Annotated in this window: 20 protein-coding genes and 1 pseudogene; 4 read left to right on the top strand and 17 right to left on the bottom strand. The window is 55.6% G+C overall.

Annotated elements, in window-relative coordinates:
- Positions 1–216: 216 nt before the first annotated feature.
- Positions 217–1170 carry a thioredoxin-disulfide reductase gene (gene trxB / locus PAE68_RS05730; RefSeq protein ID WP_281884970.1) on the top strand — a complete coding sequence of 318 codons (954 nt, stop codon included), beginning with the start codon at positions 217–219 and terminating at the stop codon, positions 1168–1170.
- 117 nt (positions 1171–1287) lie between these two features.
- Here trxB and PAE68_RS05725 read toward each other — a convergent pair whose 3' ends face one another.
- From PAE68_RS05725 to PAE68_RS05710, 4 genes are all read right to left on the bottom strand, one after another.
- Positions 1288–2268: a Gfo/Idh/MocA family protein gene (locus tag PAE68_RS05725; protein WP_281884968.1), complete on the bottom strand. Its 981-nt coding sequence runs from the start codon at positions 2266–2268 to the stop codon at positions 1288–1290.
- A 171-nt stretch (positions 2269–2439) separates the two neighbouring features.
- Positions 2440–3354 carry an NAD(P)/FAD-dependent oxidoreductase gene (locus tag PAE68_RS05720; RefSeq protein ID WP_281884966.1) on the bottom strand — a complete coding sequence of 305 codons (915 nt, stop codon included), beginning with the start codon at positions 3352–3354 and terminating at the stop codon, positions 2440–2442.
- Positions 3355–3442: 88 nt separating this feature from the next.
- Positions 3443–3841: an RrF2 family transcriptional regulator gene (locus PAE68_RS05715; protein WP_281884964.1), complete on the bottom strand. Its 399-nt coding sequence runs from the start codon at positions 3839–3841 to the stop codon at positions 3443–3445.
- Between the two features lie 147 nt (positions 3842–3988).
- Complete coding sequence (locus PAE68_RS05710) at positions 3989–7654, bottom strand: glycoside hydrolase family 44 protein (RefSeq protein WP_281884962.1); 3666 nt, start codon at positions 7652–7654, stop codon at positions 3989–3991.
- Between the two features lie 223 nt (positions 7655–7877).
- Here PAE68_RS05710 and PAE68_RS05705 point away from each other — a divergent pair, with 223 nt between their 5' ends.
- Both PAE68_RS05705 and PAE68_RS05700 read left to right on the top strand, forming a co-directional pair.
- On the top strand, positions 7878–8540 hold the full coding sequence (locus PAE68_RS05705) for a response regulator transcription factor (RefSeq protein ID WP_281884960.1): 663 nt from the start codon (positions 7878–7880) through the stop codon (positions 8538–8540).
- The gene (locus PAE68_RS05700; protein ID WP_281884959.1) at positions 8537–11785 is read left to right on the top strand and encodes an ATP-binding protein; all 3249 of its coding nucleotides are present in this window, start codon (positions 8537–8539) and stop codon (positions 11783–11785) included. Before PAE68_RS05705 ends, PAE68_RS05700 begins: the two co-directional genes overlap by 4 nt.
- A gap of 113 nt (positions 11786–11898) precedes the next feature.
- Here the strand turns inward: PAE68_RS05700 and PAE68_RS05695 are convergent, their stop codons facing one another.
- The 5 genes from PAE68_RS05695 to PAE68_RS05675 all read right to left on the bottom strand — a co-directional run bounded on the left by PAE68_RS05695 (position 11899) and on the right by PAE68_RS05675 (position 16264).
- A complete protein-coding gene (locus PAE68_RS05695; protein WP_281884958.1) occupies positions 11899–12363 on the bottom strand; it encodes a RidA family protein in 465 nt (154 codons plus the stop codon).
- A 33-nt stretch (positions 12364–12396) separates the two neighbouring features.
- Positions 12397–13233, bottom strand: coding sequence for a 1,4-dihydroxy-6-naphtoate synthase (locus PAE68_RS05690; protein ID WP_281884957.1), 837 nt, complete (start codon positions 13231–13233; stop codon positions 12397–12399).
- A complete protein-coding gene (locus PAE68_RS05685) occupies positions 13230–13973 on the bottom strand; it encodes a futalosine hydrolase (RefSeq protein WP_397378232.1) in 744 nt (247 codons plus the stop codon). Before PAE68_RS05685 ends, PAE68_RS05690 begins: the two co-directional genes overlap by 4 nt.
- Before the next feature lie 174 nt (positions 13974–14147).
- The gene (locus tag PAE68_RS05680; protein ID WP_281884956.1) at positions 14148–15053 is read right to left on the bottom strand and encodes an SDR family oxidoreductase; all 906 of its coding nucleotides are present in this window, start codon (positions 15051–15053) and stop codon (positions 14148–14150) included.
- A 74-nt stretch (positions 15054–15127) separates the two neighbouring features.
- Entirely contained in the window at positions 15128–16264 is a 1137-nt protein-coding gene (locus PAE68_RS05675; RefSeq protein ID WP_281884955.1) for a YecA family protein, read from the bottom strand.
- A 339-nt stretch (positions 16265–16603) separates the two neighbouring features.
- Here PAE68_RS05675 and PAE68_RS05670 point away from each other — a divergent pair, with 339 nt between their 5' ends.
- On the top strand, positions 16604–17425 hold the full coding sequence (locus tag PAE68_RS05670; protein ID WP_281884954.1) for a peptidoglycan-binding domain-containing protein: 822 nt from the start codon (positions 16604–16606) through the stop codon (positions 17423–17425).
- Between the two features lie 200 nt (positions 17426–17625).
- Here PAE68_RS05670 and PAE68_RS05665 read toward each other — a convergent pair whose 3' ends face one another.
- From PAE68_RS05665 to PAE68_RS05630, 8 genes and pseudogenes are all read right to left on the bottom strand, one after another.
- On the bottom strand, positions 17626–18417 hold the full coding sequence (locus PAE68_RS05665; protein ID WP_281884953.1) for a TIM barrel protein: 792 nt from the start codon (positions 18415–18417) through the stop codon (positions 17626–17628).
- 73 nt (positions 18418–18490) lie between these two features.
- A pseudogene (locus tag PAE68_RS05660) lies at positions 18491–19000 on the bottom strand (Rpn family recombination-promoting nuclease/putative transposase); the annotation flags it as partial.
- A 159-nt stretch (positions 19001–19159) separates the two neighbouring features.
- A complete protein-coding gene (locus tag PAE68_RS05655; RefSeq protein ID WP_281884952.1) occupies positions 19160–19762 on the bottom strand; it encodes a response regulator transcription factor in 603 nt (200 codons plus the stop codon).
- Positions 19759–20895, bottom strand: a complete 1137-nt coding sequence (locus PAE68_RS05650) for a sensor histidine kinase (RefSeq protein WP_281884950.1) — start codon at positions 20893–20895, stop codon at positions 19759–19761. The genes PAE68_RS05655 and PAE68_RS05650 overlap by 4 nt, the downstream gene beginning before the upstream one ends.
- A gap of 71 nt (positions 20896–20966) precedes the next feature.
- A complete protein-coding gene (desA, locus tag PAE68_RS05645; RefSeq protein ID WP_281884947.1) occupies positions 20967–22031 on the bottom strand; it encodes a Delta(5) desaturase DesA in 1065 nt (354 codons plus the stop codon).
- 128 nt (positions 22032–22159) lie between these two features.
- Positions 22160–22672, bottom strand: a complete 513-nt coding sequence (locus PAE68_RS05640) for a hypothetical protein (protein ID WP_281884945.1) — start codon at positions 22670–22672, stop codon at positions 22160–22162.
- Between the two features lie 359 nt (positions 22673–23031).
- Complete coding sequence (locus PAE68_RS05635) at positions 23032–23595, bottom strand: hypothetical protein (protein ID WP_281884943.1); 564 nt, start codon at positions 23593–23595, stop codon at positions 23032–23034.
- Entirely contained in the window at positions 23595–25739 is a 2145-nt protein-coding gene (locus PAE68_RS05630) for an ATP-binding cassette domain-containing protein (protein WP_281884941.1), read from the bottom strand. The genes PAE68_RS05635 and PAE68_RS05630 overlap by 1 nt, the downstream gene beginning before the upstream one ends.
- Between the last annotated feature and the right edge of the window lie 65 nt (positions 25740–25804).

Here is a 25804-nt window from a genome sequence, read left to right as displayed (position 1 = left end):
CAATGTATCAAAATCGGTTGAGGTTGGGTAGTGCAAAGAGCCATATATCGCTATACTACATATAGGGGGCTGCTTCCATCTCGGCCTTCGAGTGGAACGATCGCCAGCGCGTCTTCATCGGATCTTCATCAAACCATCATAATCCGATCATGCGCGCTCGCACCACCGATTGATATAATACATAACAAACCACTTATACACATGGAGGGTATTACTATGTACAAAAGCATCGTCATCGGCACAGGACCGTCCGGCCTGACTGCCGCCATCTACCTCGCACGCGCTAACCTGAACCCGCTCGTCATCGAAGGACCGGAGCCAGGCGGCCAGCTGACGACCACGACTGAGGTGGAGAACTTCCCTGGCTTCCCGGAAGGAATCATGGGTCCTGAGCTTATGGCCAATATGCGCAAGCAAGCCGAGCGGTTCGGCGCGGAATTCCGCACCGGCTGGGTGAACAGCGTCGACCTGTCCGAGCGCCCGTTCAAGCTGCAGGTTGAGGGCATCGGCGAGCTCGTCGCCGAGTCGCTGATCATCTCTACAGGCGCATCGGCCAAGCTGCTCGGCATCCCGAATGAGAAGGAGAGCATCGGACGCGGCGTGAGCACCTGTGCGACCTGTGACGGCTTCTTCTTCCGCGGCAAAAAAATTATCGTCGTCGGCGGTGGCGACTCCGCGATGGAGGAAGCGAACTTCCTGACCCGCTTCGCCTCCGAGGTGACGCTCGTGCACCGCCGCGAGGAGCTGCGCGCCTCCAAGATTATGCAGGACCGTGCCCGCGAGAATGAGAAGGTCAAATGGGGCCTGAACCGGACACCGCTGGAGGTGCTGTCTGGCGACAAGGGTGTCACGGGACTGAAGGTAAAAAATAACGAGACCGGCGAAGAGGAAGTTCTGGAAACAGATGGAATATTCGTCGCCATCGGACACCGCCCGAACACCGCCTTCCTCGGCGGTCAGATCGAGACGGATGAGACCGGCTACATTCTCGTGAAGCCAGGCTCAGCGATGACGAATGTCGAGGGCGTGTTCGCCTGCGGCGACGTGCAGGACAGCAAGTACCGCCAAGCGATCACAGCAGCAGGCAGCGGCTGTATGGCAGCGCTCGAGTGCGAGAAGTTCCTTGAGGGCCATATGGTACACGACTGGAGCGTCAGCCTGAGCAAGTAAGGGTTCGCAGGTGCATGCTAATCCGTAAGGAACAACGAAAAGCCCCAAGAGACAATCCGCTAGTCGAGCTATGCTGACGATGCGGATCTCTTGGGGCTTCGTTGTTATTCATTCGACTTATCGGGAATAGTAGCTGCCTGCCATCTGGTCCATCACCCGGTTCGTGCGGATGGCCGATGCGCCTGTGCTCGAACAGGTGCCAAGACCTAGAATGTCCTGCACGACCGTCTCGATGAGCGGCTGCTGAATATGCTTCGGCGCCTCGAACGCCCACTCCTGCACACCTTCAGCCGTCTCGAGTCGAATCGGCTCGTGACCGAACGTGGAGAAGACGAGCTTTCCCTTGCTGCCGACGAGCTCGTTACGGTCCTCGCGTGCATACGCGGAGAAGCACCACGTCCCGACCGCATGAACGCCTGACTCGAATCGGTACGTGCCCGTGACGATGTCTTCGGCACGATACAGGCCAGCCTGATTCGAGGCAAAGCCTTGCACCTCGGCGATCGGGCCGAGCAAGTGATCGAGCAGGTCGAGCGTATGGCTCGCCAGATCATAGAAGAGACCGCCGCCTGACAGCTCTGGCTGCACGCGCCACGGCAGTGCTCCCCCATCAGCTACGTTCAACGCTGTCTGGTACTGCACCGTCGTCACATAACGAAGCTCGCCGACCGCTCCTTCGGCCAGCAGCTCCTTCACCTTCTGGAAGCGCGGCAGCGCCCTGCGGTAGAACGCTACATACAGCGGAACGTTCGCCGCACGGCAAGCGTCGATCATCGCTTGAGCCTCGATCGCATTCACAGCCATCGGCTTCTCGACATATACAGGCTTGCCCGCCTTCGCAGCAGCCAGCGTATACGCCATATGCGTAGAAGGAGGTGTCGCGATATAGATCGCATCGACCTCCGGATCGTGAATCAGCTCCTCTGCGTCACAGTACCAGCGCGGCACCTGATGACGGCGTGCGTAATCCGCTGCAAGCGCAGCATCCCGCCTCATGACGGCCACGAGCTCCGAATGCGGGACGAGCTTGAAGGCCGGACCGCTCTTCACCTCGGTCACATTGCCACAGCCGATCATTCCCCATCGTACTTTATTCATTCCGATAGCCTCCTCTGCGATCGTACAACATCCTTTCTTCCATCATAGACCTAGGTATCGATCGTTTGCAAGACGCAGAATGTATGGAGAGCTGTGGAAAATCCGACAAGGTGATTCACTACCCTAACCTTTCACTAGGTTGAACATAAACACCGCAACTGGTTCGCCCCATTAATGACCGCTCAGCTGCCAGCTCTCCTCGATATAATCCGCGAAGACAGCCATCGCCGCCTTGCTGCCGGAGGCTGCGGCATAGATGAGCTGCGACGGCATGAGATAGGCCGAATCTCCGGCCGCGTACACGCCTTCTGCGGTACTTCGCCCCATCTCATCGATGACGATGCCACCGTGCTCGGTGAGATGGTAGCCAAGAGGTTGATGGAATACCGCCTTCGACGTCAAGGTCGGGTCGATGAAGCCGCCACTGCGGGCGAGCGAGGTTCCGTCAGCAAAGTGAACCCGCTCCAGCATTCCATTGCTACCCGTCAGGGAGACGACTCGACTGTCGACAACACGAATATGACGGTCTGCGAGCTGCTGCCGCTGCTCGATGCTCAGCACGCTACTGCCATTCGTGCACACGACAAGGTCAGCGCTCCAGTTCAGCAGCAGCTTCACCTTGTGCATCAAGGCAGGAAACTCGGAGATGACGACCAGCGGACGATCCCGCAGCTCCCAGCCGTCGCAGAACGGGCAGGCGAATAAGCTTTTACCATAATAATCGCTCAAGCCCTCGATCTGTGGAAACGTCTCCTTCAGCCCTGCAGCCAGTATAATTCTGCGTGCTTCTACAGCTTCACCCGATGCCATCCGAACGACAAATCCATGCCCCGTCCTGCGTATGTCTATCGCCTCGGCCTGCCAATGATAGACGGTCGGATAACCGAGCACCTCCTCATAAGCAATACGTCGAAACTCGGACGGATGTATACCATCTCGCGTGATGAAGCCGTGCGAGGCATGGGTGACCGCATTCCTTGGGCGATGATCGTCAAATAGTGCAACCGTCCGTCTAGCCCGGCCGAGCACTAGAGCTGCATTCAAGCCAGCTGGTCCGCCGCCAATAATGGCGCAATCGTAGATCATACTTGTAATCCCTCCACATCATTATAATAGACTTCGAAGACATTCAATATCCGTAATTACAATAGACTTGAAGCTTGCTCAGCAAGCTTCAAACTCGTGGAATTTGATTCGCAATATCCACCAGACGAGTGTTCTTCAAATGCTGCTCCATCGCTTCCTCCGAGGCCAGCATGACCTGGTGAATCAAGCATGGAGAGTTGTCATCGCCACAGCATTCAAACAGCGAGACGTTGCCCTCTATCGCGCGAATAATATCAAGGAAAGAGATGTCTTCTCTAGCCCCTCTCACCCGATATCCACCGTTCGCTCCCGAAGCCGATTCGATCAGCCCCGCCTTCACAAGCTTCGTCAATATTTTGGACAAATACGTTGGTGAGACGCTCTGCAGCTCAGCCAGCTGCTGTACCCCTATCGGCTTGTCAGTAGCATAAGCTATCAGATACATCATGGTGTGGAGGGCGTAGTTGGTCGCCTTGGAGTATTTCATGCTCACCGCTCCAATCATAGACTTAATATATCTATGATAGCGTTCATACAAGCTGTCTGTCAAGTGCTGGACTTGCGTTCCCATAAATAAACATAGAGGCCGCCCGCAGGCAGCCTCTATGTTCAAGCGGCAACGTCCCAGCCTATATTACGGCTCGATCACAACAAGAGTGGCCGAGCGTGCTGGAAGCTCCACGGACAGCAAGCCTCCCTCTTGTACGGCTAGTGTGCCTGCTGCCGCAACGTGCGACTTGGCATCGAATCGATACAGCGATGCGGCAGAGCCTCCTTCCGCCTGCGTCGACGTATTCGCCGTGCGCGGTACGGAGTCCTTGTTGAACAGCAGGACGAACAGCTTGCCGTCCTCGCCCTCGATCGAATACGTACCGACCGCATCAGCGTTCGAGCTCCTCGCACTCACGCTCGTACCGGTCACCTTGGAGCCGTGACCATCATAATCGAGGTACAGCTTGAACGCATCCTCGATGAACGTTCCGGCCTTCATCGCGCCGAAGCGGGTGGCGAGGTCGACGCCCTCGCGTCCGAATATAGCGAGCGCCTCGGCCTGAGCGAGTCCAGCGCTAATGCCTTCTCCGTTCCCGAAGTTATACTCGGTAATCGCAAGCTTCGCTTCCGGCAGCTTCTCCTGCATCATCTCCTTCATGCGTGGGATGAGACGAATCGGCTCTTGAATCCATGACTCGTCAACGAAGGAAGGGTCGTAGAGCGATTTTAACGACTGGAAGCGGCGCTTGACAGCTTGTGGGCCTTCCTCACCGGAGGTTACTACGTGCTCCTGCGGGTAGAAGTGAATATCGAGATAATCGACCAGCTGAACGCCGGTCTCCTCTTTATGAGCGGCTACCTGCTCCAGGTACCATTCCAGGAACGGCTTGCCGCCGTGCGCTTGACGGTCTGGTCCGTCTGCACAATTGTCCGCTGACGAGTAGAAGTAAGCACACCAGCCCCAAGATGTCGGACCGAACACCTGTGCGTCCGCGTCCTGTTCCTTGATCGCCGTACCGTAGCGCTCTGTGAACTCCCAGATCTCATCGTAGGTAGGAGCCTCCGGATGCACATCGCGATGCGTCACGTGCCAGATCTCTGGCTCATTATCCAGCGCATAGAAGTTCACCTGGTCTCCTGTCCGTTCAGAGATATGCTCCATCCAGCGTGTGACGAACTCAGGGCCGATCGGCTTCGACGTATCCAATGGGTCGTTGCCGGTGATCAGCTCGCCATTCGGCCGAACGCCGTTGCCTGCATCTCGAAGCTCGGTTGCAGAATCCTGCTGCTGGCCGTATTTCGCCTGGGAGAAGCCATACGTTACGGTGCGGTCCTTCGGCGTCCAGCCGATCGTCGGAACAGTCAGCAGCACCTTGCCGTTATGTGCGTGCGTCTCGTCCATGAAGCGGTCGGCCATCGAGCCGTGCGGCAGCTGCTCTGGCTGCTCGTGCTCATACGGGTAGTTGATGAAGAACCAGTCAGATGCGCGGTTCGCAACATCGAGCTCCCAGTTGTAGCGAGTCGTATTGTTGCCACCCCAGCGCTGAACAGGGAAGTCCAGCTCCGAGTCATTCACATGCATATCATTGAAGTTAATGCCGTAAATGTCAGGATTAATCGGTCGGCGCTCCGCATTCGGGTCTACCGTGATCGTCACGGACGGCAGCCTTGGCATCGGAAGCTGTCCGGCGTTCACGTTGCGCAGCAGGCTCACATCGTCGATGTAGACCGCGCTCTGATTCGCCTCCGTTGCCGCCTGCACGATGATGCCGTCGAACTCACCCGCACTTAAGCCCAGCTCTGCAAAATTAACCGTCAGCTTCGTCCACTCGCCCGCTGGCAGGCCGCTCGGAAGCAGCTCGTTCACCTGAATCGCTCCGAGTCCAGTGTAGCCGTTGTAGGCGTGAAGGAGCAGCTGCTGACCGCCCGTAGCGCCTCCGTGCAGCCATAGCTCGAAGCCGTAGTAGTCACTGATGCTGCGCTTATCGCTCGCCGCTAGCCACACACCGTCCCAGCCATCCGGCTCGAACTTAATGGAGAGCTCACCGCTGTGCGCCTGCTCGTGATTCGCTATATCCTTCTCATGCCAGCTCAGGTTGTGGAAGCCGGGCTCGAATGCATCGGTGTACATCGCCTCTGCTGCAGCCTCGGTGACCTGTACATATGCTTCAGCGGTGTGCCCTGAGGTTGTTGCTGTAATCAGGGCAATGCCGGGACGAAGAGCCGTTAAGGTGCCGTCGTTAACCTGCACGACATCAGGACGGTCGCTCAGCCAGTCGGCTTCAGCCGTGAGCACCTTCGTCTCTCCATTGCTCAGGAACGATTCAGCTGCAAGCGACTGGCTCTCACCTGGAAGCAGCACGAGCTGATGCATATTCATCCGAACCTCGACGATCTCAGGCGGTGCTACATATTTACGTACCAATGCCAGATCATCCAGATAGACAGGAGGCTGCTCGCCATCGACGGCACCAGCGACGATAACGCCGTCAAACAAGCCATTCGGAAGGTGCTCTGCCAGCTGCAGCTCTACCGGACTCCACGTATCGGCTTGCAGACCGCCTGGGATCAGCTCGTCGAGACGAAGCTCCTTGACCGGCTGACCGCCTGAGGTCAATACGAGCTTCAGCTGCTGGCCCCCAGAGGCTCCTCCATGAACCCATAGTCTAAGCTTCTCGTATTCCTTGCTCGTGATCGGCAAGCTGCTGTAGAGGTACAGTGCGCTGTTGCTGGAAGGGGCGAGCCGAATCGATTTCTCCCCGGTGCGAGCGTTGGAGCTGTCGTTCAACGCGTAATCGCCCCAGCTATAGCTTGTGATGGAAGCATGAAGCTCATCGCTGAACATATAGATGCCATCCACCGGCTCGACGGGCTGAGTAGGTGCAGGCTTCAGCACCCGCACCGGAAGCACGGCCTCACGTCCGCTATACACCGCACGAATGATAGTCTCACCCTCGCTCATGGCGCTGACTAAGCCTTGTGATATGGTCGCGATGGACGTATCATCCGAGCTCCATGCTACGCCCTCTGTCAGCTCCTGCGCCGAGCCGTCTGCTCGCACAGCTGATACACGAGCTGCCTGCAGCTGACCGGTACGCAGCACAAGTGGCGCCTCGGCGAAGGCAAGGCCGGTAATCGGCTGCTCGCTCGGACCGTGAGAGCCGCCTGTCGTACCGCCGCCAGATGTGCTTCCTCCTGTCGAGGTGCCATTGCCGCTTGTCGAGCCGCCAGAGGTCGAGCCGCCTACATCCTTAGGCATGAAGCGCATATCGTCGATATAGATCGACTCCTGCTCTCCTTCCCCCCACAGCCAGATGCCGTCGAGGAGCCCCTGCACACCGAGCTCAGACAAGCGGACGTTAACCTCAGCCCATTGACCAGCAGGAATGCCTCCAGGAAGAAGCTCATCCACATATCGTTCTGCCATACCTTGACCGCCGAGAGAAAGCACAAGCTTCACCTTCTGTCCGCCGGTCGTGCCGCCGTGCACCCAGAAGCGCAGGGAGTCGTAATCGTCCGCTACCATAATACGGTCCTTGTAGAAGTACAGCGCCTTGTCATGATCGGGGTTCAGCCGCACAGAGCGACTTCCTCCGTGAACGATCGTCGACTCCTCCAGATCCATCTCAGCCCAGCCATAGTTGATAAACTCCGGTGACAGCAGGTCGTCATACACCGTGAGTACGCCGGACTGCTCAGCTCTTGCATCAGGCTGCGCTCCTCCCAGCATCGAGGTAGACATGGCAAGTCCTAGAATAAGTGCGATTGCTTTATTCCTCGTTCCCTTGCTCCTGAATGATTTTCTCATCTTATGAACATCTCCTTCCATACATCGCCGTTCATCGTTCGGAACACCGAAAACGAACTAGCTATGGTGCTATCGTATCGGTCGGAGGCGGCCTTGAATAGTGATCGGTTGTCATCGCTTTTGTCACAATGTGTCATTATTCACTTAACCGAGACTGCTCTCATCCGTTATACTAGGAAGAGGTTGTAATCGAATAACGACTTCTATTAAAGGAGCTTCATATATGCCGCGTGTACTTATAGTGGATGATCAGAGACTGCTGCGGGATGGGCTGCAGACGATCTTGAATCTCGAGGACGATCTTGAGGTCGTCGGAGTAGCCGAGAATGGCGCACAAGCGCTGGAGATGACGGAGCTGCTGCAGCCAGGCGTCGTGCTCATGGATATCAAGATGCCCGTCATGGACGGCATCGAAGCGATGCAGCGGATAAAGCAGCGTCAGCCTCAAGTCAAGGTCATCATGCTGACGACGTTTCCTGAGGATAAGTTTATTGTGAAGGCAATGTCTTGCGGTGCAGATGGCTTCCTGCTCAAGGATATGCCGGCCGACCGAGTCATTCAGACGGTTCGCGACGTTGTGGACGGAGAGCTGATTCTGCCTGCTGCGATCGCAGCAAGGCTTGCCTCACAGCTAATCCGAACGAGCCAGCTGAAGGCTGATCTATTCAATGAGGGGCTACTGAAGCAGGAAGGTCTCGTGTTCACGGAGCGTGAGCGGAAGATTATTCTGCACATGGTTGAAGGCTATTCGAATAAACAAATTGCGTCGGCGCTGTTCATGGGCGAGGGTACGGTGCGCAATTACATCAGCGTCATCTACAATAAGATCGGTCTTAATGACCGACAAGCAGCCGTCCTCAGGCTGAAGGAGCTGCTGCTGACATGAAGCCTAGACGTATGGACCCGATCAAAAAGCATAGAAGCAGGCCGCTTGCGCCTTGTTTACAGGCTGCCGTCTTCATGCTCCTCACCTGCATACTGCTGTCTCTAATGACAACAACTGTCCTTGCGGGAAGCAGCTCGCCTTATCTGGAGGAGAGTGAGTCGAAGCCCATTCATCTAGGTCGAAGCTGGGAGGTGTTCTGGGGCGATCATCCCGGCCCAGCTGACGAGAAGCGCTGGGAGCCATTCGATGAGGCGGCACAATCTCGGCTGACATCCTATGAAGGCATGCTCTGGCTTAGACGTGAGCTGCCGGAGCTGAGATATCGAGATCCGTTCCTTTTTCTGTACGGTATGAAGTATGCGGAGGTGTACGTGGACCGCCAGCTCACGTATGAATTCAATATGAAGCAGCAGAACATGTATGTGAATAGCTTCAGCCTTTTTCACCCCATGCAGCTGAAGAAGGAATATACCGGCAAGCTGCTGCAGCTGCGGCTGAAGTGGAATCGAGGCCCACTGCTGCCAAACTGGAATTCAGTGATGAGCCGAGATGCGATGGTGCTTCATTTTGTTAAGCAGGATACTTCCCTTCTCGTGTATGCCGTGCTGTGCATTCTTCCGGGCCTTGTTGCGCTTGGACTGTTCCTTAGACGTCGGCAAGAACGGCTGTACGCTTGGTTCTCCTTGCTGTGCCTGTCAGCAGGCTTCGGTTTTTTGTCTCTCATGACGAGCTGGCAATTCTTTGGAGACTTCGGCGCTGCTTACTACTGGCGTGATGTGTTACTGCCGCTTGGCATTCTCGCGTTCATCGGCTTCTACGGCGAAGCGTTGGGCAATACATTTGGACGTATCTATCGCTGGTTGATCAGCAGCTTTGCAGCATACACACTATTATCAGCAGTGGTCGGAGTGATAAGTGATCGATGGTATTTCGCGATGCTGTCCTATGGGCTGCCGTACCTGTTCGTACCTGTACTGCTTACGGTAGCTTACACGCTCATTCGGTTTGGAGCACAATCGAAGTGGAATCAAGATGTGCGATGGCTTACGGTCGGCTTCGTCGTCCTGCTCGTGTCCGCCTCCGGCCATTTAACCAAAAACTACATAACTGATTCTCTCCGTGACCTGGACGGATCCTTATTCGTTTTCTACCTATTTACGCAGGATCTGCTGCCCAGAGGCTTCATCGTCTTCCTGTTCTGTCTTGCGGTCATGATGTTTCGACGGTTCTCAGACATTCATAAGCGTCTTGCCCAGTATGCAGAAGAATTAGCAGTCAAAAATGCCGCGCTCGCGCAATTCGATAAGCTGAAGGATGACTTCCTGCGCAACACCTCCCATGAGCTGCGGACGCCGCTGCACGGTATTGCCGGTCTGGCCGAGTCGCTGCTGGCTGATGATACCGGGGCACTAAGCGCTAGAACGCGCGAGAGCCTGCGCATGATACACCATAGCTCCGATCGGCTGCTCCGACTTGTCGGAGAAATCTTAGACTTCAACAGGCTGAAGCACAAGGATGTGGAGCTGAAGCTCGCCCCTGTCGATGCGGCCCATGCCGCTAACGTCGTCATGACGATGCTGAAGCCTCTCGCGGATAAAAAAGGACTGTCCACCGAGCTCTCCATCCGCCCAGGCTGTCCGCTTATTGTGGCAGACGAAGGTCGTCTCGAGCAGGTGCTGTACAACCTCATCGGCAATGCGATCAAATATACCGAGCATGGCAGCGTGAAGGTCATGATTCGCGAGCTGCCGGAGCAACGGTACGTGGAGTTTATTGTCGCGGACACAGGCGAAGGCATTACGCCCGATAAGGCGGAGCTGCTGTTCGAGCCCTTCTCCTCCTCGGACGGGATGCGCGGTACGGGTCTTGGTCTGTCGATCTCGAAGCGGCTCATCGAGCTGCACAGCGGTACGCTGATCGTGAAGCCGAATGAAGCTGCTCCCTCGGGTACACAGGTCATATTCACACTTCCTGTCACGGAGCTGCCAGCAGGAGCATCCCCGACCCCAGCTGCGAGCATCTTGGAAGCTTCCCATGACTGGAGCGAGCACGTGAATGCTCCCCTTGCCTATTCAGATGGCAACACACACCAGCAACTGCCCGTAGTTCTGATCGTCGACGATGAGCCGGTGAATGTGCAAGTACTGTATAATTTCCTTGGAAATGGAAGTCTCCTGCTCAAGTCCTGCCAAGACGGAGTCGAGGCGCTAGCACTGCTCGAATCGAGCATGTCCCCTCCGGCCCTTGTGCTGCTTGATGTGATGATGCCGCGAATGAACGGCTACGAGGTATGCAGACGTATCCGGGAGCGATGGAATGCCAGCGAGCTGCCGATTATCATGCTGTCGGCCCGCAGCACGGTAGAGGACTTAACACTTGGCTTCGAGGCCGGTGCGAACGATTATATTCCGAAGCCGTTCTCCCGCGGTGAGCTTCTGGCTCGTGTCCAGACGCATCTGGAGCTATCCCGCTTCCATCACCTGCTGGAGGCGTTGGTCGATCAGCGAACCGCTGAGCTGAAGGAGACGAGTGAGGCACTTGTTGGCTCCATCCGTGAAGCTGCCGAGGCTATGGTCGAGGTGTCGGTGCTCGAAGAGCGCAGCCGAATCGCACACGAGATGCATGATGTCGTCGGTCATACGCTGACCGCAGCTGTCGTGCAGCTGGAGGCGGTCAAGAAGATTGCCGAACGCGACATAGGTCTCAGTCTGCAGCAGATTAACGATGTGCAGTCGCTTGTGCGCAAGGGTCTGGACGACATTCGGCGCTCCGTCCGATTGCTGGCAGACGATGCCCAAGCATTCGACCTCCAGCAGGCCGTCAATGAGCTGCTCGCTGAGACGACAGAGCATACCGGCGTCATCATCGAGACAGATATCGACCTCCCGCCCATGAGCATGAGCAGCCTGATGCAGCAGGTGCTGTACCACGCACTAATGGAGGGAATTACCAATGGCATCAGGCACGGCGAATGCCGCCGCTTCCTGCTGCGTATACACGCCGATGGCCGTGAGCTTCACTTCAGTCTAGCGAACGACGGGAGGGCGTATACATCTGCGAAGCTGGGCTTCGGGCTGTCCACGATGATGGAGCGGGTGCACCTGCTAGGCGGTACCGTCTCCATCGGTCCATTCTCAGGACGGAGGACCGAGCGGGAGTTATCCGGCGATAGCAAGCGTTCCTATACGTGCGAGCTTGCGATCTGTCTACCGCTGCAACACGATGTGAGTGCGCAAGAAGAGTAGAGTGGTGCCGTGAGCGACCGACATACGCAAGAACCCGTCACCTGCAACGAGCTGAGCTCCTTGCGGGTTGACGGGCTCTTCTTTTATCTGCGCATGCTCACTAGCCTGTACACCTACTCTGGCTCCACCTGAAAAATCGTATCAACGACGACCGGCAGCTGGTCCCGAAGCGCAGCGGCGCCGAGCACCGAGCGGGTATGAGCGCCCTTCTCTTCGCCGAACACCTCGAACATGAGATCGGAGAAGCCATTGAGCACCTTATGAATCTCCTCATAATGGTCGGCAGCATGGATGAAGCCTTGAACCTTGACAACCCGCTTCACCCGGTCAAGCGAGCCGAGAGCGTCCTGTACAACTGCCAGCACCTCCAGCCCCGCCTGACGGGCGAAGGCATAGCCCTCCTCGGTCGTATAGTCCTTGCCAAGCTTACCCTTCGGACCGCCTGATGGTCCCTTGCCTGCGAGGAACAGCAGGTCGTTCACCAGCACATAATTCGCGTACTTCGCCGCTGGTCCGCTCGCCTTCGGCAGCACGATGCCAAGCTTCTCCAGACGACTAGCTACAGTTTGTTCGGACATCGGGATCACCCCTTTGCGATAAAATAGTAGTTGTCACAGCCTCTGTACATCGACAGCAGGTACAAGTCCTTCCTCAGCTGCGCGCCCCAGCAGAGCCTGAACCGCCTCGAGCCCGCTACGACCGAGGTCGGCCGTATACGCATTCACATACAGCTCGATATGCGCCTTCGCCACCTCCGGCGACATCTCCTGTGCATGCTGCAGCACATAAGCCTCAGACTCCGTCGGATGCGCCCATGCATACTCCACGGATGCGCGAATCCATTGCGCGATCGCTTCCTGATCCAGCGAGCGTCTTGCCACGATGGCACCGAGCGGAATGGGCAGTCCCGTATCGGTCTCCCACCAGCTGCCAAGATCCGTCATCATTGTCAGCCCATATGACGCATAGGTGAAGCGTGCTTCATGAATGACAAGCCCAGCGTCGATAGAGCCATCACGAACGGCAGGCATAATCTCATGGAACGGCATGACGACGATGTCGCCGACTCCTCCGGGCACATGCCGGGCCGCCCATAACCGGAACAGCAGATAGGCGGTCGAGCGCTCGCTCGGCACCGCCACCCTCCGACCTGCTAGCGCGGCAGCCTCCGTCGTACCCCCTAGAGCGGCGCCCGACAAGATGAGCGGTCCGCAGCCGCGGCCGAGCGCTCCGCCGCACGGTAGCAGCGTGTAATGCTCGAGCGCCCAGGGCAAGGCGGCGTACGATATTTTCAACACATCGGGACCTTCTCCCGACGCCACCCAGCCGTTCGTCTTGTCGATATCGGCATAGGTGACCTGAAAGCGCGGTGCGCCTGGAATAAGTCCGTGTACGAGCGCGTGAAAGACGAACGTGTCATTCGGACAAGGGGAGAATGCAATCTTCATATCAATACCTCCTTCAATGCTGCCGCGGCGGCCTCCAGCGTGCGCAGCGCCTCCGGGATGCGCCATGCAGACCTGTCACGAGGACCGACTGCGTTCGAGATCGCACGCAGCTCCAGCACGGGAATGCCTGCGGCCTGTGCGGCGACGGCCACCCCGTAGCCCTCCATCGCCTCGGCAGCTGCGCCGGGCACACGCTTAGCAAGCCTCGCGGCTGTCTGGGCCGTGCCTGTAGCCGTCGTCACCGTCAGCACCGGACCGACATGCACCGCGGTAAGTGTCTCCGTGCTCTGTGCACTGCTGCTCCGCATAGCTTCGGCCAACCTCTGGACTAGCTCCATAGCTACAGCCACCTGTGACGCGCCGAAGCCGAGCTCGTCCACGCTGAGAAAGCCGTCTGCCGTCTCAACACCGAGATCAGCCGCTATGATCTTATTCGCGATGACCAGCGAGCCGATGTCCGCAACACCGGGAAAGCCGCCGCCGATGCCCATGCTCACGACGAGCCGATACGGCTTGCCGCTGCGAGCCAGCGCCACCGCTGTGCTTGCCGCCGATGCCGCCGGACCGACGCCCGCGAGCAGCACGTCCACGCCGTCGAGGCCGGACAGTCCCCGAAGCACCGCCTCACGCTCCGCCTCGACGGCTGTCATGATGAGCACGCCGCCTCTGCTCGGCGCCGATTCTCTCTGATCAGCGGAGCTCGTCTCGCTTCCCGACTTCATACCTTCTTGCTTCTTCATAGGTTCACCTCGAACTCGCATGCTTAAACTGTTATTCAAGATCATACCACGTTCATGTAGGTAGTTTCATCTGCGTCCGCATGCCGAAGAGCCCTTGCTTGCGCAAGGGCCCCGCTCTGAAGTCAACTCGATCCTGGTGCGAGCCTAATGATGAGAGACTAATGATGCGCCATACTAGGCTCCGATGAAGTCGCCGCCATTCACATGCATCGTCTCCCCTGTCACATAGCGCGAATCATCGCTTGCCAAATACACATAGGCCGGGGCCGCCTCGAACGGCTGACCGGCCCGCTTCATCGGCGTGCTCGTGCCGAAGGTCGATACCTTCTCCGCCTTATAGGTAGCAGGCGTAAGCGGGGTCCAGAACGGCCCTGGCGCTACGGTGTTGACACGAATACCCTGATCCACAAGCGACATCGACAGCGATCGGCTGAACGTCACCGTTGCCCCCTTCGTCGCCGAGTAATCGAGCAGCGTTGGCGATCCGCGATAGGCGGTAATGGAGGCTGTGTTAATGATCGCATCGCCCTCCTTCAAGTAAGGAAGGGCTGCCTGCGTGACATAGAAGTATGCGAACACATTCGTGCGAAACGTCAGCTCGAGCTGCTCCTCACTAATATCGAGAAGACTCATCTGCTCGAACTGCACGGCTTGGTTGTTCACGACGATATTCAAGCCGCCGAGCTGCTTCTCCGTCCGCTCTACAGCGTCCGTGCACACCGCCTTCGTCCGCATGTCGAGGCTCATCGGCAAGCATCTGCTGCCATATGACTCCACCACACGTGCCGTCTCCTCCGCATCTTGATGCTCATAGAGGTAGGTGAACGCAACATCAGCACCTTCCTTCGCGAAGGCGACAGCTACCGCACGTCCGATTCCGCTGTCGCCGCCCGTAATGAGCGCGATCTTGCCCTTCAGCTTTCCGCTCCCGACATAGGCCGGATTGTCGTAGATCGGCCTTGGGGTCATCACATATTCAAGTCCGGGCTGCCAATCTTGCTTTTGCGGTGGAAAAGCGACCGGCTGTTCCTCACATTCCGTCTTCTTGCTGTAGTACGGATATTCCGGGTAACTGTTCATGTGCGCGAACCTCCACTGCGTTTTGTACATCACTCGCAGTGTATTCGCACACAGCTTCACTCATTCGCTGTGGACTAGCTCCCGCAGCACTTCTTATACTTCTTGCCGCTGCCGCAAGGACACGGCTCGTTGCGGCCGGGACGCACGGCGACCTTCGAGGAGGACGTATCAGAGCTCTCAGCTCCGCGTACCTTCGTGGAAGACTCCTTCACCATACGCGCGGGATTCATTTCATCTGGGGAGTAGCCCTTCAAGCCCCAGTGTCTACAGGAGTTATGGAGAGCAATGAGATGTCCCATGAAGGCTTGCACGGTCGCAACATCCGTCATCTCCAGCTGCTGCTGCAGATGGAGTACCAGATTGCCTGGCAGCTCTCCATTCTGGATCGAGTTCAAGCACTCTGCCACGAGCGAATCCGCATCGCCATCCGATAGCGCATACCGCGAACGGATGAACGCGGTGAATGCATCGAACTGCCCGTTACGCTGGACATAACCTCGCTCGCCGGCCTCCAGCAGCTGCTCCTCCGTGAACGGGTAGAACGGAAGCTCGGCTCTCAGCCGGTGCTCCTCCTTCACAATACCCGGGTCTTGGACAAGAGCATGCGAGAAGCCGTATGCGCCAAGCTCGATCTGCTGACCATACTCCTCCGCTTCGAACAAGACCGATATCCAGTCGGCACCCACGCCGCGAAGCCCATCATATTGCTGAAGAAGCTCTTCAAGCTCGAATAGACTCAATGTACCGTAATAGTACAGCATGCCGTGTGACAGCTTGACCAGCCTCGTATTCGCTTGCACGATCGCCTGGTATGCCTCGCTGTCATGCTCGTCGAAGGAATCCAGCACCGCCTTTGGCATCGCTGCTAGCCGCTTGCCTTCGATCGTGCCGGGAAACAACAGCCCCCGGTCCTTAAAGTAATAGATATGCTGATAGTCTAGCTGCTGCTCCAAGAGACCGTCCTGCGTCGCCGCCTTCTTCAGAATGTGGTACTGGACAGCATCCAGCTTGTCCAGCAGTCTTGGCAGCTGCTCAGGCAGCTGTGCCGCAATCGTATCGACGAGCTCCTGCTTCTTCAGAGCGCTCGAGCCCTTCAAGCCAAGATTATCTCGAATCGAGAGCAGCTCTTGTTTGGTCAGCTTGACTAGCTGCTCCTCGAGGATGAGCGGCTGCTTCAGCTCCATCCACAGCTTCTCATCCGCTTTCTTCATCCTAACGTTCACATCTTCGTTCAGCCTGTCCATGCCTTCACCCTTTAAGTCAATTTCCGAAACTATCGTTCTCAGCTAGTATTCGCCTTAATGTATGATTTTCCTCCATGAATCTGCGACAAAAAATGACAATATTGAGTGAAAGCGAGTTCATATCTACACATTTTCTCCACGATAACTTAACAAATTCTTACAATGAATTCTATTTCACCCTATTATCCATTGTGATAGAATCCTAGTTGTGGCAGATCATTTAATAGTTACCATTATCAAGGGCGTTGTCATTAGCTCTGCCGCCTAATGGCAGCCACAATCTATTATTGTTGGAGGGTGAATTTAATGAACAAGAGTAAGAAGTTAATCGTCGCTTTAGCCATTTCCTGCACAGCTGCGGTCTCGATCGCATCCAGCGCCCTGGCCGTTGCCGGTCACGCCAATGTTGCAGCCGTCGGCACAGCCAGCTCCAACAGCTTCTATGGTGTAAGCTACCAATCTACCTACTCTTATGGCCAGACTCACACGCAGATCGGCGTCCTGAAGAGCAACCTGAAGACGTGGAGATCGTACAATGAGTCTTACTTCACAGGCATACCCAAAATTACAAGCACGGACAACTACTTCGACACAGCGACAAGAGACAACCTGAAGAAGTTCCAAAGCTTGAAGGGCTTGACAGCTGACGGTATCTACGGCGCAGCAAGCCGCAACGCGATGCACGCTTCGCTCGGCTTCTCGCCGAAGGGCTACGTACGCGTTGGCAACACGTCCATCTACACGAACTACAACGATACGGCAAGCGGCTTGGCTGGCGACAGCACGTACAAGCTGGACCATAGCTATGTGACATCTTCCACATTGACGACCCTTGGTCAAATCGCTCAAGGCTTCTACAACACGTACTACAAAAAGCTTGAGATCAACGACGCAAGCTTGATCGATGGCGCAGACACACCTGAGCACAGCACGCATATGGACGGCAAAACGGTCGACATCCGTAACGCCGGCATGACTGCTGCTCAAGAGAAGAAGGTGATTGAGCTTGCTGTTGCGAACTCCAACGTGAAGCAAGTAATCTTCTACACGACACATGGCGTAGTCAGCTCCAAGATTCTCGTTCGCGCGGACCATGCGGACCACTTCCACCTGGGTATGACTAACTAATTCGTAATGATACAGCAAGGCTGTCTCTAAGCAAGCTCGGAGCTATGACGAGCGAGCGCCGGGACAGCCTTGTTTTTTTCACCAGGGCCTTCACACGTTATCAGTCTATTACGAGTACCGCCATCGCCACTGCCCGAGGCCGCCTGACCTCGCATTCAGCCATCAGCTAAAGCTCCGGTCAAACCCTCCAGTCCGATCTGTTACCTATAGATAGGCTGTATGCTCCTAAAAAACTCAGCGCTTCGTATCATCGGTGTACAATCGCTGTGATCGCCCGCGAGCCCAACCTCGAAGATGAAGTCACGGTCCGCTACATACGGCTTCACCATTGCCCAATCTATGAGGCCTTCGCCAAGAGGCAACGAATCGTGGACAAGTCCAAAGCTATCGACGAGGTGGTAATATTGCGCATACGGATGCGTCTGCTCCAGCGTCTGCCTCAGCTTATCATTATCACCGCGGAAGCTGATGAACGTATGACTTACATCGACATTCAGCGGCAGGTTCAGCGGTACGACCAGCTCCTCCATTAAATACGGATTCGCATATGCGAATAACCCCTCAATCGTATCCTCCCATAGGAAAACGTCACGTCCGTACTCCAGAATCGACCGAATCTCGTCCCGCATCCTACGCGTCTCCGACGGACCAACTCGTCCCGAGCTTTCTGTGTGACTGTAATGTGCGTGAATGACGCATCTAACATCTTCCTCGTGACACAGCATGGCCAGCTGCTCAGACGATCGGTGATAGAACGTGCGCACCTCCTCATCACGGGACAAGATGTCAAGCCGCTTCCCCTGAACCTTCGGAGGGTGATGCAGATAGACGCGAATCCCTTTACTCTGCAGCTCACGTATACGCTCACGGATCAGCTCAGGCTGCAGCAGGTCGGTTTCCCCAAGATAGAACTCTATAATGGACGGGTTATATTGCAGCCGATCGGCGATGTTGCTTGGCTTCAAGTTCGTTTTCAATCGAATATCGTTCATCTGGCCTGTTCCTCCTTCGCTTTAATCTCGCGCAAAAAAAGCCTGCGACCTCTGCCGCAAGCACGTTTCCGAGTTAATGAAGCCCTTCCTTGAGCTGCGTTAATTCTGCATCTGTAAGGCCTGTCAGTTCAATAATTAATGCGTCGCTTAATCCTTTATCCAGCATATTTTTAGCTACTAAGAGCGCACGTGCTTGGCTGCCTTCTTCTCTGCCTTCTTCTCTGCCTTCTTCTCTGCCTTCTTCTCTGCCTTCTTCTCTGCCCGCTTCCTTCGCCCCTGCAATCATCGAGATCTCATCGCGAAGCGCCTTCTGCCTCATTTCATACAGCTGCCTAGCCTCCCGGTCCTGGCTTAAAAATTCCAGCGTGTCCATCGCCTTACGCAAGGTTGGTTCGTTCATCGCCAATTCCTCCCATTTATCTCTTCTCACACCTTTGAGAAACAGTAGCCATTTCACCAGCTTATTGTTCAATACAGTACGCTGCTGCTCCAGCTTAGGCAGCTCCAGAAAATGTATCTCGATCAAGTCCGTCAGCACGAGGCCCGTCTGGTCTTCTCTTAAATGGAACACGTTATGATATCGTTCAGACCGTCCGCTCCATCCTACTTTCTTCCATTATACCATAAGGGTCATCTTCATGGCAGACATAATAGGCTGTAAGGCCGCTGTTACGACGGTACACCAAACACAGCCGCGAAGCTCTAGCCCGCGGCTGTTATTAGCTACCTATAACGAGCTGATTCACTTGAACCAGCCCTTCTCCTTGAACCTCATGATCGCCTCGATCCGGTTGCTCACATCGAGCTTATCGAGTATGACAGATATATAATTGCGTACCGTCCCGGTTGTCAAATACAGCTGACTAGCAATTTCCTTCGTATTCTTGCCGTCTGCCATAAGCGACAGCACTTCCTTCTCCCGCTCCGTTAGCGGATTGTTGTCCTGCGTGTAAGCCTCATCCACGAGATCTGCAGCATAGATGCGCCGTCCGGCCATGACGCTGCGGATCGTCGTCGCGAGCTCCTCGCTCGGGCTGTCCTTCAGGAGATAGCCATGTACGCCTGCCTTGACCGCACGCTCGAAGTAGCCAGGCCTTGCGAAGGTCGTCAATATAATAACCTTGCAGCCTTGACCCTTCAGCTCCTCAGCTGCCTCCAGTCCGCTCTTCAGCGGCATCTCGATATCCATGATGCAAATATCCGGCTTATGCTCGTGCACAAGCTTGACCGCCTCTTCCCCGTTGCCTGCACGACCGACGACGGTCATATCCTCTTCCAGATCAAGCAGCGAGGCAAGCGCACCGAGCAGCATCCGCTGATCCTCGGCGATTACAATTCTAATCATACGTCTGCCTCCTTAAGCGGCTGCTTCAGCATGGCGGGCACCTTCATCAGCAGCGTAGTGCCTTGCTCGGACACAATCTCCAAGCTGCCGTTTACAAATTCTAGACGTTCTTGTATGCCGCGCAGTCCGTTCCCCTTCATATAGCTCTCAGGCTCCCCTATGCCAATGCCGTTGTCCTTCACGCGAATGAGCAGCTCGCCGCGTTCCGGCTCAATGACTACCGAACAAGTCGAGGCACCGCTATGCTTAACCACGTTCGTTACCGCTTCCTTCAAGCACATGCTAACGACGTTCTCGGTAATGAGCGAAATATTCAGCTTCTCCAGGCTACCCTCCAGCGAGAAATCGATGTCCGCCGCCTTGCAGATCTGCTGTACTCGATAGATTTCGTCCTCCAGCCGCGTGCCCCGCATCTGGGTCACCAGCTCCCGCACTTCCTTGAGCGCATGACGAGCCGTCTGCCTGACGTCGCTCATCTCCGCAGCTGCCTGCTCGGGATTCTTATGAATCAGCTTGCTCGCCAGATCGCTCTTCAGTCCGATCAGCGACAGCTTCTGGCCGAGCGTATCGTGCAGGTCCCGAGCAATTCGCTGGCGCTCCTCGAGCTTCACCAGCTCGGATATACGCTTGTTCGCATCCTCCAGCTGACCCTGCAGCTTGTCACTCTTGTTCTTGTTGTACGTGTTAACAGGAAGCAGAATGACGCCGATCATGCTGAGCATGACGAACGGCAGCTGCGTGATGAACACCGGATTTTGCGTAGCGAAGCCATAATTGATCGTTGCGAACGTGCTGAGCAGATGAATCGTATACAAGGTGAAGAAGCCGATCCGATTCTGTATGTTGCCGATGAAGAACGCGAGGAACAGCGAGAAGTACACGTACCCGAACAGCAGCGTCATCGCAATGGAGATCATAATCTGCACGCTTGTCCAGAAGTAGACCTGCCAGCCCTTCGAGATGAAGGCGAGCACGTAGCAGACGAAGAACATGATGATCATCGCGATGCCCGACGCAACCTGATACGGCGATGAAGCATGGAAGATGAAGTAGAACGGCAGGATGTAGAAGACGACCCATACATAAGGACTTAGCCCGGTGTTTTTATGAAAGATTTGATGCCACTTATGCATGGGTGCTTCTCCCACCTTTATCACGTGCTGTCAGTTTATACAAGTATATCACAATTCACGCGTAACACGGATTATTTCCGTTGAAAATTCGGCTTCGCTGCTGCCGCGGCCATCGATTGCTCAGAAGCAGACTTCGCCTTGCGTAGCATATGCTTGATGTCTCTGAAGCTGACGAATTCCTTCGCCTTCTCATCCCACAGACGGTAACGAAGCGACTTCAAGCTAGTGCCGATCGTAATTGTCGTCGCCTTCTGCAGAGGCTCAGACGCCTCGTGCGCCGCCTCCAGATTGTAGTTCGGCACCTTCGGGCTCAAGTGATGCACATGATGGAAGCCGATGTTACCCGTAATCCATTGCAGCAGCTTCGGAAGCTTGTAGTACGAGCTGCCTTCAACGGCTGCCTTCACATAGCTCCACTCATCCTCATGCTCGAAGTACGTCTCCTCGAACTGATGCTGAACGTAGAACAGCCAGACGCCAAGCGTAGCCGATACGATAAATACAGGTCCCTGCACAAGCAGGAACGCCTGCCAACCGATCGCCCAGATGAGTACAGCGAACAGACCTACTATCGATACGTTCGTCAAGTACGTGTTCAACCGCTCCGGCCATCTTGCTCCAGCACGATTGAAGCGGTAATCAATCAGGAAGATGAAGGCCGGTCCAATCCCGAACATCACAAGCGGATGACGGTACATGCGGTAAGCCAGACGACGCCACAGCGGCGCTGCCAAATATTCATCCACTGTCAGCACCCACACATCGCCCACTCCGCGCTTGTCGAGGTTGCTGCTCGTAGCGTGATGGATCGAATGGCTTGCTTTCCACTGGCTGTACGGCACCATCGTCAAGATTCCGGTAATCGTGCCCACGATGTCATTCGCTCTGCGGCTCTTGAAGAATGACTGGTGACAGCAGTCATGGAAGATGATGAACGTACGCACGGTGAAGCCGCCAGCAAGCGCGGCGAACAGCAGCGTCAGCCCATACGATATCTCAAGACTGGCATACGCCGCATACCACAGCACAAACAGCGGCAATATCGTATTGGCCATTTGGAACAGACTCGCCTTCAGGCTCGTTTTTTCGTAAGGGGCTACATCTTTTTTCAGATCAGCTAACTTCGCTTGAGTCATAACATGTTGTCCTCCTTGGTTCTGATGCGGGAGCTACTCCCGACAGGTTCGGCAGATTATACTGTTATTATAACCAGAAGTCGCCGAGTATTTTAGTCATAAACGTCAGTTGGACAACATGACAAATGTCATATGCGCTTACAGAATGCTGCCAGCCGGTCGACGGTGGAAGTAAATAAATCGATACGACCGAAGTCCTTCTCATTCGTCTTCACAAGCTCGAAGCAAGCGCCGAAGAGCCGCCGCAGGTCCTCACGGTCTGAAGGTGCCCAGAATTGAATCGTCTCTGTCTGTGTATACCGTTCCTGCAATGTAGTGACGAGCTGTCGCAGCATGGTGAGATAAAGTGCCGACCCGCGGTGGACACTGGCTATGTATAGTGCCTCAAGCTGACAGACCCGCTCGTTCTCGTAATAATCTTGGCCTGTCCCGAACACGAAGCCAAGCGCGGCGACTGTACGCCCGCTCTCCCTCTCTTGTGCGATAAGAGCATTGCCAGCTACCATCGGGTTGCCGATGAAGCTAAGAGCCATCTCGAAGCCGTAAGGAAAGCTCAGCTCCTCGTAGTGGTGCAGCAGCAGCAGCAGGTATTCATCCCAGCAGCCCTCATCCTGATTACACAGCTTCCATTCGATGCTCATCGGATCAATCCCCCTTAATAACGATGCCTTGCGACTAGCGGAATTCGAGCTACTCTCTATAACGAACAAGGCCGCCCGGCAAGTCCATGGGACTAGAGGCAGCCTCGCTCCAAGCTCTAGACAGCAGCCCGTCTGGGCACCAGCATCTGAGCACTATCCGTTCACTTCGTACGCATTAAGCGCGCTTATCGTCGTTCTTGGTAGCGGAACCGAGCATGATACGCGAGCCTTCTTTTTTTTCAAATGAGACAGGCTTTAAAGCTTGACGAATATTCATCTGACATAACCTCCCTTCATCTGTCTGGCACATTAGGCCGAGCGAACTTCCTGGGAGTCATATAAAATATGCGAATAAATACTCAGCCCTGTTCCCAAATTATATATGGTATCTCCTTATTTGTTAATGCTTTACCGGGAAAATGGTCCAAATAGGCTAGGAGATCGTTCATACTTGTTCGATATACAAGGAAGTGGATTCCATCCTCTTCCAGCTGCTCGACCTGCTCCGTGAACTTGCTGTACAGCCTGTTGTTAGGCTTGTGCTGCGCGTCTGCCATCAGCATGATCTCACTCACCTCGGGGTGACCAAGATGAATGTGCTTCATGAGCAGCTTCAACCCGAGCAGAAACAGACGCGACCCGTGTCTGGATGCTTCGGCCAAGCAATATTCAATGTATGCGACATGACGATCCTCATAGCTCTCCTTCGGAGTCCCGATCGTATAGCAAGCAGCGGCGACGATCGCTCCCGTCTCGTCCTCTACTCGAAACAGCCTGCCATGATCCACTACACGAAGCAGCATCGCATAGAGAGTAACGGTGCCGAGCTGCGGGTCAGCCGTTCGTCTGGCTTCGAGCAGGAAGCATACGGTGCGTGCATAGTCTTGATCCGCTGTACATTCACAGCCTCGATAGGCAGCCATTATTTCATCCGCTCCTTCAACGACTTCTCCAGCGTCACGCCGATGATGGGGTACGTCGCTGTGAGCTCTGTCAGCTGCTCCCGCCTGAGCGACAGCAGAATCGTCTGCGACAAGGTGACGATACCGGCTGTACGTGGAATGTGACGGAGCAGTGCAATTTCGCCGAAGTGGTCGCCATCCTCAAGGACAGCTACACGGTCCGTTCCCTTCATGACACCGACACGTCCGCGCACAATAATATACAGCTTATCTCCGCTCGCCTGCTCATGGAAGACGAACTGCCCAGCCTCGTAGCGTTCGGTCACGAATAGAGCCGAGATCGAAGCTAAGTGCGCGTGAGGAATACCATGGAAGAATGGAAGCTGCGACAATCGCTCCACCTCGACAGTGGCAGAGAAGCCGTCGCTTGAGAGATGGAAGCCGTGCTGCTTCTCCCACATCTGCCTGTACGTGCCGCCCAGCTCCAACAATTCGGCATGTGTACCGGCTTCGACGGCTTGCCCCTCCCGGAACACGACAATCTGATCTGCGTGCTTGACCGATGCAAGACGGTGCGTGACGGTGACGATCGTCGATGCACCCTTAAGGCTCTCAATCAGAGCATGAATCTCAGCCTCTGCCACAGGATCGAGCGCGGAGGTGATCTCATCCAGCACGAGCAGCTGCGGCTTCCTTATGAGCACACGAGCGATAGCAATACGCTGCCGCTGTCCGCCTGACAGATTAGCCCCGTAATCCTTAACCACCGTGTCATATCCTTGAGGCAGCTGCATGACGAATTCGTGAACCTGAGCAGCCTTGGCCGCCTCGATCACTTCTTGCTCCGTCGCTTCGGTGCGGTCCAGCCGAATATTATCTCGAATCGTCGCATGGAACAGGAACGAGTCCTGAAGCACGACTCCGGTCAATGTGCGAAATTGCTCCTCGTCAAGCTGACGAAGATCGTTACCGTCAACGGTGATGCTGCCTTCATCTGGATCATAGAACCGCAGGAGCAGCTGCAGGGCGGTGCTCTTGCCCGAGCCGCTAGGCCCGACGAAGGCGGTCATGCCTCCTGTTGGGAGCTCGAGCGTAATACGCCGAAGAGCAAGACGCTCTCTATGCTGCGGGTCATATCCGAACGACACCGCCTCGAAGCGAATGCCCTCCCGTATGCTCTGAAGTGGCAGAGGCTGAGCAGGTGTCACAAGCCTTGAACGGTAGTCGAGCACCTCGTCAATGCGTCTGAAGCTTACCTCCGCTTGTATGAGGCTTGGAATCACCTGCGACAGCGCACTAACCGACTGGCCGACACTCAGGAAGATTGTATAGAATGCGATGAAGGCTCCGACCGTCAGGTCGTCTTGCATGATGAAGTAGCCGCCGAGTCCGATGACACCTGCATTCAGCAGCAGGAAGGCGGTGAGCGGAATACGATCCATCAGCGCGTACGTGTACGTTATTCTGAAGCCTGACTCCAGCATCGCTCGTAGATGGCGGGACATCCGGTCCATCACATATCGATGAAGGTGAAGCCCCTTCGTCACCCGATGACCTTTCAGCAGCTCGTCGATTCCGCTCATATACGAATCTTGTACCGCGCGGTAATGCTCAGAGCTAGCGGCCGCTTTGGTGCGCAGCAGACCGGGACTTAGGAACAGCACGACGAAGCCTCCGAGCATCGCAAGCGCCAGCTTCCATTCGAGCTGTAGCAGCAGGCACAGACCGATCGACAAGCCCAGCAGCTCCTTCAGCGCACGAGGCAGCGCTCCGGTCAGCGTGCGATCAACTGCCGCCACGTCCGACGTCAGCCTCGTCAGCAGCGCCCCCTGCTCGAACCTCGCGTAGAAGTCCAGCGACTGGCGAGTCAGATGTGCGAGCAGCTTGTTACGCAAGTCATGGAGCACGCTCTCGCTCATCCGTGACAATATATAATCCCCAGCCAAGCCAGCACCAAGATAGATCAGACCTCCGATGATCAAGACAGCCAGCACCAGAACGAACATGTCTACATTTTCCGGAAGGAACGCATCATCTATAAGGTACTTGAAGCTCAGCGGAGACAATGACGTATACGCGATCTCGATGGCTATGACAAGCACCAGAAGCACAAGCATCGGAAGATACGGCCTACATTGCCGCTCTACCGCCTTGATGACGTACATGCCCGAACCCCTCCTCCATATGGGTGAATATGACTATTCCACCATCATAGTCCGTTTGTAGCGGT

It is taken from the genome of Paenibacillus sp. YYML68 (genome assembly GCF_027923405.1).
Taxonomy (GTDB): domain Bacteria; phylum Bacillota; class Bacilli; order Paenibacillales; family NBRC-103111; genus Paenibacillus_G.
Note: the sequence above shows the minus strand (reverse complement) of the source record. Positions and strands in the feature narration are given on the sequence as shown.